A 12376-nucleotide genomic window follows, 5' to 3' on the forward strand; every position below is an offset into this window, starting at 1 on the left:
CTGGGCTGAACTCGCCGCGATCGTCGGCAGAGAGCCGGTAGTTTCCGCCGCGTGAGCGACGTCACCTCGCACTACTCAGGGTCCGGCGACCTGATCGCCGCCATCCGGTCCGCGCTCGGCGGCGCCGGGGTGGACATCGACGGGATCGCGACGACGGCGCTCGCGCCGGTCGACGAGTTCCACATCCGCGGCCGCGCCGCGACGCTCGAGATCGCGGAGGCGCTGCAGATCGACGCCGGCTCGCGCGTGCTCGATCTCGGCAGCGGCCTCGGCGGCCCGGCGCGCACGCTGGCGGAGGTGGTCGGATGCCACGTCACCGGTGTGGACCTCACGCCCGAGTTCTGCGACGTCGCGGCCGAGCTGTCGCGCTGGACCGGGCTCGCGGAGCGGACCCGGTTCGAGGTGGGCGACGCGACCGCGCTCGGCTTCACCGAGTCCTCCTTCGACGCGGTGCTCACGATGCACGTCGCCATGAACATCGCCGACAAGGCGGGGCTCTACCGCGAGGCGCGCCGGGTGCTGGCACCCGGTGGGCGCTTCGTCGTGTACGACGTGCTCCAGGGTCCGGGCGGCGACCTGCACTACCCCGTGCCCTGGGCGCGCGATCCCGCCCACAGCCACCTGGCCACCCCCGAGGAGATGCGCGTCCTGCTCACCGGGGCCGGGTTCTCGATCGTCTCGGAGACGGACTCGTCGTCCGCCAGCACCGAGTGGTTCGCGGCGGTCGCGGCGCGGGTGGCCGTGGACGGTCCGCCGCCGGTCACCTTCGCGGCGTTCCTCGGCAGCGACTTCGCCGAGATGGCGCGCAACCAGGTGGCCAACCTGCGCGAGGACCGCATCCGGACCGTCACGTTCGTCTGTACCTGATCCCGAGGCGACCGCCCCGGGTCGGCTGGTCGTCGTCCGCCGTCGTCCCACGACGCCTGGCCGTGCTCGGCTTCCTCGTCACCTTCCTGTTCGGCGGCCTCACCGGGGTCCTGCTCGCGGCGCCGCCCGTGGACTTCCAGGTGTCGGACTCCTACTTCGTCGTCGCCCACATCCACTACGTCGTCTTCGGCACGGTGGTGTTCGCGATGTTCGGCGGCTTCTACTTCTGGTGGCCCAAGTGGACCGGGCGCATGCTCGACGAGCGGCTCGGGCGGATCCAGTTCTGGATGCTGTTCGTCGGCTTCCACACGACGTTCCTCGTGCAGCACTGGCTCGGCGCGTACGGCATGCCACGGCGCTACGCGGACTACCTCCCGAGCGACGGCTTCACGACGCTGAACGCGATCTCGTCGATCGGGGCGTTCATCCTCGGCGCGTCCATGATCCCGTTCCTGTGGAACGTGTACGTCACTTGGCGCACGGCACCGCAGGTCGACCAGGACGACCCCTGGGGGTGGGGCGTCTCGCTGGAGTGGGCGACGTCGAGCCCGCCGCCACGGCACAACTTCGTCAGCATCCCGGTGATCCGCTCCGAACGTCCGGCCTTCGACCTGCACCACCCGGCGCTGGCCCGTCCTCGCTCCTGACCCCACCGGAGGCGTCGTCGGCACGGCGCCGTCGTCGACGACGTCCGGCGGCCGCCGACCACCCGGCCCGCACCGCACCCTGGAGCCTGGCCCTCAGGCGATCGGCGGCCGCGAACTCGGAGCCGAGCACCACCAGGCCCAGGAGGACGGCGGCCACGCCCGGCCCGGGGAGCACGAGCATCGCGGCGCCGGCGACGACGAGCGTCGCCCCGCACAGGAGCACGACGGCCTTCAGCACCAGGTGCGTCGAGTGCCGCCGGCGCGCCCAGTCCCGCCAGGCGGGCACGTCAGCCCCTGGTCCGGGAGGCCGAGCGGCGGCGGCGCGGCTTCGCGACCTGCTCGCCGACGGCGGCGATCCGGCACTGCCAGACGGCGTCGGGCCCGTGGACGGGAACCACGTCGCCGGACCGTGCGCCCAGAACGGCCCGCGACACCGGCGAGTCGAGCGAGACCCGCTCGTCGTCGAGGAACGCCTCCGCGGGGTGCACCGGCCGGATCCAGAGGAGCTCGCCCTCGGGCAGCTCGATGAGCAGCCGGGTACCCACCCTGACGGTGCCGTCGTGCTCGTCCGGGAGGGTGGTCGTCGCCGCGAGCAGGGCCTCGAGCCGTGCCTGCTCCTCCGTGAGCCGCTCGAACTCGGCGACGTCGCGCTCGTCGCGGTCCCGCGAGGTGAGCAGCTGGCGCAGCACGGGCAGCGAGACGTCGCGGATCATGGCGACCCGCTCCTCGAGCAGCCGTCGTCCGTCGACGGTGAGGGCGCCCACGTGCTCGGTGTCGTTCTTGCGCGGACGGGTGGTGGTCATCGCGGTGCTCCTGTCGTCGTGATGGGCGTGCTGGTGCCGGTGGCCGCGACGCCGGCGTGCGGCTCGCGGTGCGCTGGGGCCTGCTGGTCGGTGCCGGCGGACGCCGAGCCCGGGTGCGGGTGCTCCGGTCGGTCGGCAGCGTCGGACGCGACGCCGTCGTCGGCGACGGCGTCCGTCGTGCGCGTCGCCCTCAGGCTCGCGACGACGGTCACGGCGAGGATCGACACGACGACCCCCAGCGAGAGCAGCGTCGGGACGTGGACCACGTCGAGCGCCAGCATCTTGACGCCGACCCAGACCAGCACCAGCGCGAGCCCGAGCTTGAGGTGGACGAACCTGTCCATGAGGTCGGCGAGCAGGAAGTACATGGCGCGCAGGCCCAGCATCGCGAAGGCGTTGGCCGTGAAGACGAGGAAGGGCTCCTGGGTCACCGCGAAGATCGCGGGGATCGAGTCGATCGCGAACACGACGTCGGTGACCTCGACCACCACCAGCACGAGCAGCAGCGGGGTGGCCACGAGCGCACCGGCGCGGCGCACGACCAGCCGCTGGCCGTCGTACTCGTCGGTCATCGGGACGAGGCGCCGGAACGCACGGACCGTGCGGCTGCGCTCGAGGTCGACGTGGCTCCCCGCGGAACGCGCCATGCGCCACCCGGTGTAGACGAGCAGCGCACCGAAGACGTACAGGACCCAGCCGAAGCTCGCGATGAGCACCGAGCCCAGGGCGATGAAGATCCCGCGCAGGACGAGCGCACCGACGACTCCCAGGAACAGCACCCGGTGCTGGTACTCCCGGGGGACGCTGAACCAGGCGAAGATGATCGCGAAGACGAAGACGTTGTCCACGGCCAGCGACTTCTCGATGACGTAGCCGGCGAAGTACTGAGCCGCTGCCTCGCTCCCGTACACCGCCGCCAGCACCACGCCGAACGTGACGCCGAGCGCGACCCAGATGCCGGTCCAGACGCCGGCCTCGCGCAGCGAGACCACATGTGCCCGGCGGTGGCTCACGAGGTCGACGGCGAGCATCACGAGGATGACGCCGACGACGGCGAACCAGGCCCAGAGGGGGACGACCACGTTCGACCTCCGACTCGCGGGCACGCGCCCGACTGGAGTCGCAGGTCTCCCACCACCGCCTCCGTAGAGGCGATCCGGTGCGCCGGACCCGGATGGCCGGGTCGTGATGACGACGTACCAGCGAGGGGGTACTCCCCATGCGATTGCTGAAACGATGTTCCGTTATCGGGCGAGGGCCTGTCAACCCGGGAGGTCGGGCAGGTCCGCGACCGGCACGGGACGGCGGCTCAGCACGAGGAGCCACACGAGCCGAGCACCCCGGCGGCGTCATCCACCTGGCGTGGCTGTGCACGCGCGCGATGTCGACGCCGCTCGGCGTCGTGGGCCTACGTCATCCGGCCGAGGGAGTGCCGGCGCAAGCGCACGGTCGACCGCGTCGCCCACGCCGACGCGGTCGACCGGTGCGTGGGACGACGCTGGTGGCGACCCCGAGCAGAGAGGACGGCACCATGGCCACCACGCTCCGCAGCCTCGTCCGACGAGGACCGCGCACGCCCGGCCCGGGCGCGCCGGGCACCGTCGTCGCGCCACGTCGTCGCCCGCGTCCCACAGCGACCCCCCGCGCCCCGCGGCACGACCGCCTGTGGCTGGTGTGACCGGCGGCATCGGCGTCCTGGTCGTCGACGACGACGCGCGCGTGCGCGCGGCGCTCGTCCGGCTGCTCGAGGAGGCCGGCTTCCGGGCCGCCGCGCTCGATGTCGAGCAGTCCATGCGCCTCGCGTCGCTGACGGCGCTCGGAGCCGACGTCGCGGTCGTGGACCTGAGCCCGCCGGGCTCCCAGGGCCTGGCCGTCATCCGCAGGCTGACGCCCGGCGTGCGGGTCGTGGCGGTCAGCCTCCGCGGCACGGTCCGTGCGGCGGCGCTGCGCGCGGGTGCCGCCGTGTTCCTGGAGAAGGACGGCGACGACCACGCGCTCGTCCACGCGATCCGCACCGCTGCCGCCGGAGATCCGGTCCAGAATGTGGCGACCGACCCTGGTGAAGACCCGAGCCTCTGGGAGGGGCCGTCACGATGACCGACGACCTGGACGACGCCGCGCCGATCACCGTGTTCCTCGTCGACGACCACGCCATCGTCCGCACCGGCCTGCGCACCTACCTGGACACCGAGCCGGGGGTGCGGGTGGTGGGCGAGGCGGCCGACGGCCTGGAGGCGCTCGCGCGCATCGAGACCCTCGCTCGGGGCGAGGGCGCCCCCGACGTCGTGCTGATGGACATGCAGATGCCGCAGCTCGACGGTGTCGAGACCACCAGCCGGATCAAGTCCCGGTGGCCGGGCATCGACGTGATCGCGGTGACGTCCTTCATCGAGGAGGCCAGGATCCGGGCGGCGCTCGAAGCGGGGGCCACGGGGTACCTGCTCAAGGACGCGGACGCCGGCGACGTCGCCGATGCGATCCGCGCCGCCGTCGCGGGCGAGGTTCGCCTCGACCCCGCTGTGGCTGCGGCCCTCGCGCTGTCGCTGCGCACGCCGCCGTCGTCCGCGGAGTCGCTGACCCCGCGCGAGCGCGAGGTCGTCATCCTCGTCGCGGAGGGGCGCACCAACCGGGAGATCGGCAAGCGGCTCGGGGTCGCCGAGCGCACCGCCCGCACGCACGTGTCCAACATCCTCGCCAAGCTCGGCCTCGCCTCGCGGACGCAGGCGGCCATGTGGGCCGTGCGCGAAGGGCTGGTCGACGCCGCGGGGACGGGCGGGTGACCGCCGCCGACGACACGCTGGGGCAGGGCCGTCCCTCGCCGCTGCGCAGCACGTCGATGCCGACGGAGCCGGTCATCGAGCCCTACCCGCCCAGCGCGGATCCGATCGAGCGGCAGATCGTCGACATCTTCTTCGACCGCGTGCCGTTCGGCCTCGCCGTCTTCGACCTCGACGGCCGCCTCGAGCGGTGCAACCGCACCTGGACCGGCTTCTACGAGCTCTACTTCGGCGCCGGCCCGGAGTACACGGCCCCCGGCCGGAGCATCTACGACATGATCCCCGGCAACGAGGCCGGCCTCGATGAGCTGTTCGGCGCCGTCCGCGCGGGGAACGTCGTGCGCCAGGCGGCGAACAAGATCGAGATCCCCGGTGTCGCCACCTACTGGGACGTCGTGTTCGCCCCGTTGTACGAGGACGGCGAGATCGTCGGCGTGCTCGACGTCGTCACCGACGCGACCGACCGGGTGCTCTCGCACGAACGCCTCGAGGCGCGGATCCGTGCGTTCACGGCCGTGTCCGCGGCCATGACGGTCGACCAGCCGCTGACCTCCACGCTGAGCACCATCCGCGAGCAGCTGATGCGGACCACGCCGGCGACGGCCTGCTCGCTGATCACGTGGGCGTCCGGTCTCACCCCCGACGACGACTCCTTCACGATGGTCGCCGACCCGTCGTTCGGCGACGGATATGCGGCGGCGATGCGACGCATGCACCTCGAGGACCCGCGCGACCCGGCCGAGCGCAACCCCCAGCCGTTCGAGCTGCTGCGCGACTTCCGCATGGCGGCGTTCCAGGACCCGCGGTTCGAGCCGGTGCACCGGTTCTGGGCGTCCCCGCAGCCGGAGTGGGACGACCTGGTGGTGCTCACTCTCGTCTCGGGGAGCGTGAGCTTCGGCGAGCTCCACGTGCACCTGCCGGCCAGCGCGAGGGTCACCGTCGACGACCGCGACTACCTGCTGGCCATGGCCGACCACGCCGCCCTCGCGGTCCAGAACGCCGCGCTGTTCGCCGAGCAGGCGCGTGCGGCCGGCGACGCCGAGCGGCAGCGGCTGGCGCGCGAGCTGCACGACTCGGTGAGCCAGGCGCTGTTCTCGATGACGATGCACGCGCGCACGGCCGAGCGGCGGCTCGAGCCGCTCGGCCCGGACGCCGACCTCGCGCGAGCCGAGGTCGCGCGGCTCCAGGAGCTCACGAGGGGAGCGCTGGCCGAGATGCGCGCGCTCATCTTCGAGCTGCGTCCCGGGGCGCTCGCCGAGGAGGGGCTCGGTGCCGCGCTCACCAAGCAGGCGGCGGCGATCGCCGCGCGTGAGCAGGTCGTGATCGACGTCCAGGCGCCGGTGCAGCGGCTGCCGCTGCCCGCGGACGCCGAGGAGCACCTGTACCGGATCGCGCTCGAGGCGATGCACAACGCGGTCAAGCACGCCCGGCCGCGCCGGATCGACGTCTCGATCGAGCACGACGACGCGACGGGCGAGGTGCGCCTCGCGGTCGTCGACGACGGCATCGGCTTCGACACCTCGGTCGAGCACCTCGGGCACCTGGGGCTGGGCACCATGCGCGAGCGGGCGAGCGGCCTCGGCGGCTCGGCGACGGTCACCTCCGAGCGGGGCGCGGGGACCCGGGTCGAGGTCGCCGTCCCCCTCTCCAGGGGCACCGTCGCCGGCTGAGCCCGCAGGCCGGCTACGTCATCCGGCCGAGCCGGCCGACGGCCGTTGATCCCGCTCGCACCGGCCGTTCCCACCGACGCGGGCAGCGCCCCCTGATCGGCACCCTCGAGGTACCGACCAGAAGGGAGCTCCCGATGAGCGCCACCCAGTGGATCCTGTCGATCGTCCTCCTCGCGTGGGCGCTGCTGCGCAACCTGGGCACCCGCGAGGTGACCCGCTCGACCTTCGTCCTCCCGCTCGCCCTCGTAGGAGGCGCCGCCGCCTTCTTCCTCGTCCCGCTCCCGACGGCGGGCAACGACCTCGACCTCGTCGTGGCCTTCGGCGTCGTCGGCGCGGTCCTCGGCCTCGCGGCCGCCGCCGTCACCCGCCTGCACCACCACCAGGGCCGGCTCCACGCCACCGCCGGTGCCGGCTTCGCCGCGCTGTGGATCGTCATGATCGGCGGCCGAGTCCTGTTCGCCGAGTGGGCCACCGGCTCCGGGGCCGCCGCCGTCGGTTCGTTCTCCCGCGACCACGCCATCACCGGTGCCGACGCCTGGACCGCGGCCTTCGTCGTCATGGCGCTCGCCATGGTGCTCGCCCGCACCGCCGTGCTCGTCGTCCGCGCCCGCCGCGCCACCGCCACCGTGCCCGCCGCGGCCCTGGCCTGACCCCGCCATGACCCGCCCCGCCCTCCAGGAGAACCTCGTGAGCATCGACCCCGTCGCCCCGGTGCGCTCCCGCACCGTCGCGCCCGAGCGGGTGCGCCCGGTGCGTGCCGTCCTCGGCTACGCCGGCGTGAGCATCGCCGTCACGGCCCTCGGGTCGCTCGTCGTCGGCCTCGTCGCCCCCCAGTCCGACCAGCTCCTCCGCCGCCTGCCCGTGGTGCTCGTCCTGCTCGTCATCAGCCTCGTCGTCGCTCGGCGCGCCGGCTGGTCGGCCGTGGGGGCGGGCCGGCCCGCCACCTGGCGCCATCGCGCGTGGCTCGTGGCCCCGCTGCTGGTGGCCCTGGTGCCGCTGGCGTGGGGCTGGTCGCCCGACCGGGCGACCCTCGTCGCGCTGGCCGTGGGCTACCTCGCCACCGGTGCGTACGAGGAGCTGTGGTTCCGCGGCCTCTCGTTGCGAGCCGCCCTCCCGCTCGGGCCCGGCCGGGCCGCGCTGGTCACCTCGGCCGTCTTCGGCGCGACCCACCTGGCCAACGCGCTGTTCGGGCAGAACGTCGCGGTGACCGCCGCCCAGGCCTTCGGCGCCGCGGTGTTCGGGATGGGCTACGCCCTGCTGCGCCTGCGCACCAGCGCCGTGTGGTTCCTCGCGGGCACGCACGCCGTGTCCGACCTGCTGCTGCACACAACCGGCCTGCACGGCGGCGCACTGTGGGCCGTCATGGTCTCGCAGGACGTCGTCCTCCTCGTCGTCGGACTGCTCGCGCTGCGCAGCGTCCGCCGCGTCCCGTGACCCGCCCGCGCACGACCTCAGGAGCCCCGATGCCGCTCGCGACCCCGTCAGTGCCCGTGGTCCGCGTCGTGACGCCGACCCCCCACGTGCGGGCCGGCGCCTGGACCCCGTGGTCGCGCCGCACCTGGCTGGCCACGGCCCACCTGGTGCTCGACCTCCCAGTCGGGATGCTGTGGGGCACGTCCGTCGTCGCCCTCGTCGCCGCCTCGGTCGGGCTGCTGCCCCTGGCGCTCCTCGGCATCGCGCTGCTGGTCCTGACACTGGCCGGCTCGCTGCTCGCAGCCTCGGTCGAGCGTCACCGCGGGGCGGCGCTCCTCGGGACGCCGTCGTCCGGGCCCACGTCGCTCCCGCGCTCGTGGTCCGCCTGGCTGCGCCTGCTCGTCGACGGGCGCGCGTGGCGGTCGGTGGTCTACGGCGTCGTGCTGCTCCCGCTCGGGATCGTCAACGCCACCGTCGTCCTTACCGGCTGGTCGCTCGTGCTCGCCGGGCTCTCGTCCCAGGCCTGGGCGTGGCTGCTGCCGAGCCGCACCGTGGTGCTCGGCTCCTGGTCGCTGGAGGGGGAGGCGGCAGTGATCCTCACGACCGTGCTGGCCGCCGTTCTCTGCCTTGCCATGCCCGTCGTGGTGCGGGCGCTGACGGCGGTGGACCGCTGGCTGCTGCGCACCCTGGTCGCCTGATGGCTCGCGGCCGGATGCTTGCCCGCGAGGTGGCCCCGGGCCACGCTGGCCGGTCATGACGACTCCGCCGACCGACGATGTCGCCCCCGCCGCCGTGGGCGGCCGCCGGACCCAGTGGCACGAGCTGCCGGCCGCCGTCCGCGAGGGCGTCGAGGAGGCGCTGGGCTCCACGGTCGTGTCGGCCGTGAGCCAGCCCGGCGGGTTCTCCCCGGGAAGCGCCGACCGGGTCGTGCTCGCCGACGGGCGCCGTGCCTTCGTGAAGGCCGTGGGCCCGGAGGTCAACCCGGACTCGCCCGGGATCCACCGCCGCGAGCTGGCCGTGACCGCGGCGCTCCCCGAGGCCGCCTTCGCCCCGCGCCTGCTCGGCGGCTACGACGACGGGTCCTGGGTGGCTCTCGCGCTCGAGGACGTCGACGGGCGCTCACCGGCGATGCCGTGGCAGGAGGACGACCTCAGCCGGTGCCTGGAGGCGCTCGAGGGCATGGCCCGGCAGCTGACGCCCTCGCCGCTGGCCGACCTGCCGCGCCTCGCCGACGTGCTCGCCCCCGATGTCAGACGGTGGGAGACGCTGAGCGAGGCCGTCCCCGACGACCTCGACCCGTGGGCCGTCGCGCGGCTGCCCGAGCTGGCCGCGCTCGGGCGCTCGAGCCTGCAGGCCCTGGAGGGCACCACGCTCGTGCACGGCGACGTCCGCGCGGACAACCTGCTGCTCACCGACGACCGCGTCGTCCTCGTGGACTGGCCCTGGGCCTGCCTCGGGCCGGCGTGGCTCGACAGCCTCACCCTCGTGCTCAACGCCGCGGTCTTCGGCGGCCACGACCCCGAGCACCTGGTGGCGCGCACGCCGGTGCTCGCCGCGGCCGAGCGGGACAGCCTCACCGCGACGCTGGCGGGGCTGGCGGGCTACTTCTCCTGGCAGGGGCGCCAGCCCGCGAGGCCGGAGATGCCCACGATCCGCCGGTTCCAGCTGACGCAGGCGCAGGCGTGCCTGCGCTGGGTGCGCACCCGGCTCGACGGCCCGGCCGGGTAGGCCCGCCCCGCCGCTCTCCGGGCGTGGTGCCGTGATGGCACCAGAGTGGTTGCGTGTGGTGCCATAGTGATGCCATAGTGGCGCCATGGAGCTCACCCCGTACCTGATCGACCTGCGCAGCCAGCTGCTCGCGGCGGCCGAACCGGCCGGCCCGGAGGCCCGCGACCTCGCCGAGCGGCTCGCCGCGCCGCTCGAGTCGGCCTTCCGGCTCGCCCTGCTCGAGGCGCTGTCCGTGGCTGCCGCCGAGATCACCCAGGAGCTCGCCCCCGGGTCGGTCGAGGTGCGCCTGCGCGGGCGAGACCCGGAGCTCGTCGTCACGCCGCCGCCGCACGCCGAGGCGCCCCCGGAGGCCGTGGTGGAGGCGCCCTCCGCCCCGGCCGGCGGCGAGGACGCGATGACGCGGATCAACCTGCGTCTCGGCCAGGACCTCAAGGACCGGGTCGAGGACGCCGCGCGCACCGCCGGCCTCTCGGTCAACGCCTGGCTCGTGCGCGCCGCCACGGGCGCCCTGGCCACCGAGTCGACGCGGCGCGTCCCGTCTCCGGGCCCGTCGCGCTCCGGGGGCGACCGCTACCGGGGGTGGGCCCGGTGAGCGCCGCCCCGCACCGTCACGTCGCGACCGCACGAGCACCGAAGGAGCACGCCATGACCAGCTTCGCCACCGAGGGACCGATCAGCGCCTACCTCAAGGTCGACATGGGGAGCCTGCGGGTCTCCGTGGACGACGCCGGCGCCACGAGCGTCGAGGTCGTCCCGGCCGACCCCGCGAACGAGAAGGACCGGCGGGCCGCCGAGGCCACCGAGGTGTCCTTCGACGACGGCCGCCTGCGGGTCGTCGGGCCGACGATCGGGCCGATCATCTTCGGGCGCCGCTACGGCGCGATCGACGTGTCGGTGCGGCTGGCCGCGGGCTCGCAGGTCGAGGCCCAGACCTCGGCCGGATGCATCACGGTCGAGGGCGAGCTCGGCGACTGCCGGCTCAAGACCTCCGCCGGCGACATCGTGCTGCAGGACGCCGCCGACGCCGACCTGCGCACCGGCGTGGGCAGCATCGACGCCCGGCGCATCGGCGGCGACGCCTACTGCTCGACCGGATCCGGCTCGGTCCGCATCGACCGGATCGACGGACGCGCGGAGGTGAAGAACGCCAACGGCGACACGCAGATCGGCGAGAGCGGGGGACCGCTGCGGGTCAAGTCCGCGAACGGGGCCATCACCGTCGAGCGGGCGCACGGCGACGTGCACGCCACCTCGGCCAACGGCAGCCTGCGCGTGGGCTCCGTCGAGCAGGGCACGGTCGAGCTGAGCACCTCCATCGGTCGTGTCCAGGTGGGCGTCGCGCCGGGCACGGCGGCGCTGCTCGACCTCGGCACCTCGTTCGGCGCCGTCCGCAGCGAGCTCGAGTCCGTGTCCCAGCCGGGCCCGCACGAGCGCCGGGTGGAGGTCCGGGCACGCACCAGCGCCGGCGACGTCGAGGTGCTGCGCGCGGTCGTCGCCGACGACGGGGAGGACGGCTCATGAGCACCGCGACGGCCACGCGCACCGCGATCGTCACCGAGGGGCTGCGCAAGGCGTACGGCGACGCCATGGTGCTCGACGGCCTCGATCTCGCGGTCGAGGCGGGCACGGTGTTCGCCCTGCTCGGCCCCAACGGCGCCGGCAAGACCACGCTGGTGCAGATCCTCTCGACCCTGATCCCCGCGGACGGCGGCGTCGCCCGGGTCGGCGGGTTCGACGTCGCTCAGGAGGGCGCCGCGGTCCGCGCGAGGATCGGCGTCACCGGTCAGGCGTCCGCCCTCGACGACCTGCTCACCGGCCGCGAGAACCTCGCCCTCATGGCGCGGCTGCACCGGCTCGACCGCGCCGCGGCCCAGCGGCGCATCGACGACCTGCTCGCGCGGTTCGACCTCGAGGCCGACGCCGGCAAGGCCGCGGCGGCGTACTCAGGCGGCATGCGCCGCCGGCTCGACCTCGCGATGACCCTCGTGGGGGACCCCGAGATCCTGTTCCTCGACGAGCCCACCACCGGGCTCGACCCGCGCAGCAGACGCGCCATGTGGGACATCGTCCGCGAGCTCGCGGGGTCCGGCGTCACGGTCTTCCTCACCACGCAGTACCTCGAGGAGGCCGACCACCTCGCCCACCACGTCGCCGTGCTCGACTCCGGCCGCATCGTGGCGCAGGGCACGCCCACCGAGCTCAAGCGCCTGGTGCCGGGCGGTCATGTGCGGCTGCAGTTCGCCGACGCCGCGCAGCTCGACGCCGCCGCCCGGGCGTTCCCGCGCTCGACGCCGGACCAGTCCGGCCTCTCGCTCCAGGTGCCCAGCGACGGCGGCGTGCCGGCGCTGCGGGCCCTGCTGGACACCCTCGACCACGGCTCGCTCGTCCCCGACGAGCTGTCCGTCCACCTGCCCGACCTCGACGACGTGTTCCTGAGCCTCACGGGCCACCGGCACGACGAGCGGAGCTGA

General features: G+C 74.2%; 13 protein-coding genes and 2 pseudogenes. 12 read left to right on the top strand and 3 right to left on the bottom strand.

Translation table 11 applies throughout. From position 1 onward, the window contains the following. Positions 1-51 precede the first annotated feature (51 nt). Together GC157_16345 and GC157_16350 are read left to right on the top strand one after the other, a co-directional pair. Positions 52-867 carry a methyltransferase domain-containing protein gene (locus GC157_16345; GenBank protein MBI1379030.1) on the top strand — a complete coding sequence of 272 codons (816 nt, stop codon included), beginning with the start codon at positions 52-54 and terminating at the stop codon, positions 865-867. Positions 868-932: 65 nt separating this feature from the next. Continuing rightward, positions 933-1514 (top strand): annotated as a pseudogene (locus tag GC157_16350) (cytochrome ubiquinol oxidase subunit I). On the opposite strand, the gene GC157_16355 reads toward GC157_16350, so the two are convergent. The 3 genes from GC157_16355 to GC157_16365 are packed head-to-tail and all read right to left on the bottom strand — an operon-like array spanning position 1438 to position 3399. Further along, positions 1438-1755 carry a hypothetical protein gene (locus tag GC157_16355; GenBank protein MBI1379031.1) on the bottom strand — a complete coding sequence of 106 codons (318 nt, stop codon included), beginning with the start codon at positions 1753-1755 and terminating at the stop codon, positions 1438-1440. The pseudogene GC157_16350 and the gene GC157_16355 overlap by 77 nt on opposite strands. Before the next feature lie 46 nt (positions 1756-1801). After that, positions 1802-2317 (bottom strand): hypothetical protein, encoded by a 516-nt coding sequence (locus GC157_16360; protein MBI1379032.1) that lies wholly within the window; start codon positions 2315-2317, stop codon positions 1802-1804. After that, positions 2314-3399 (bottom strand): TerC/Alx family metal homeostasis membrane protein, encoded by a 1086-nt coding sequence (locus GC157_16365; protein MBI1379033.1) that lies wholly within the window; start codon positions 3397-3399, stop codon positions 2314-2316. Before GC157_16365 ends, GC157_16360 begins: the two co-directional genes overlap by 4 nt. A 103-nt stretch (positions 3400-3502) precedes the next feature. Here GC157_16365 and GC157_16370 point away from each other — a divergent pair, with 103 nt between their 5' ends. The 10 genes and pseudogenes from GC157_16370 to GC157_16415 all read left to right on the top strand — a co-directional run bounded on the left by GC157_16370 (position 3503) and on the right by GC157_16415 (position 12376). Next, positions 3503-4414 (top strand): response regulator, encoded by a 912-nt coding sequence (locus tag GC157_16370; GenBank protein ID MBI1379034.1) that lies wholly within the window; start codon positions 3503-3505, stop codon positions 4412-4414. Further along, complete coding sequence (locus GC157_16375) at positions 4411-5097, top strand: response regulator (protein MBI1379035.1); 687 nt, start codon at positions 4411-4413, stop codon at positions 5095-5097. Before GC157_16370 ends, GC157_16375 begins: the two co-directional genes overlap by 4 nt. Then, a complete protein-coding gene (locus tag GC157_16380; protein ID MBI1379036.1) occupies positions 5094-6764 on the top strand; it encodes a PAS domain-containing protein in 1671 nt (556 codons plus the stop codon). The genes GC157_16375 and GC157_16380 overlap by 4 nt, the downstream gene beginning before the upstream one ends. Before the next feature lie 134 nt (positions 6765-6898). After that, a complete protein-coding gene (locus tag GC157_16385; protein ID MBI1379037.1) occupies positions 6899-7414 on the top strand; it encodes a hypothetical protein in 516 nt (171 codons plus the stop codon). A 7-nt stretch (positions 7415-7421) separates the two neighbouring features. Next, positions 7422-8198, top strand: coding sequence for a CPBP family intramembrane metalloprotease (locus GC157_16390; protein ID MBI1379038.1), 777 nt, complete (start codon positions 7422-7424; stop codon positions 8196-8198). Positions 8199-8227: 29 nt separating this feature from the next. Next, positions 8228-8875 (top strand): hypothetical protein, encoded by a 648-nt coding sequence (locus GC157_16395; GenBank protein MBI1379039.1) that lies wholly within the window; start codon positions 8228-8230, stop codon positions 8873-8875. 55 nt (positions 8876-8930) lie between these two features. Next, positions 8931-9905 carry a phosphotransferase gene (locus GC157_16400; GenBank protein ID MBI1379040.1) on the top strand — a complete coding sequence of 325 codons (975 nt, stop codon included), beginning with the start codon at positions 8931-8933 and terminating at the stop codon, positions 9903-9905. Positions 9906-9963: 58 nt separating this feature from the next. After that, positions 9964-10497 (top strand): annotated as a pseudogene (locus GC157_16405) (hypothetical protein). A 53-nt stretch (positions 10498-10550) separates the two neighbouring features. Next, on the top strand, positions 10551-11426 hold the full coding sequence (locus GC157_16410) for a DUF4097 family beta strand repeat protein (GenBank protein MBI1379041.1): 876 nt from the start codon (positions 10551-10553) through the stop codon (positions 11424-11426). Continuing rightward, positions 11423-12376, top strand: a complete 954-nt coding sequence (locus tag GC157_16415) for an ATP-binding cassette domain-containing protein (protein MBI1379042.1) — start codon at positions 11423-11425, stop codon at positions 12374-12376. Before GC157_16410 ends, GC157_16415 begins: the two co-directional genes overlap by 4 nt.

The sequence above is a fragment of the Frankiales bacterium genome (assembly GCA_016125335.1).
Taxonomy (GTDB): domain Bacteria; phylum Actinomycetota; class Actinomycetes; order S36-B12; family CAIYMF01; genus Longivirga.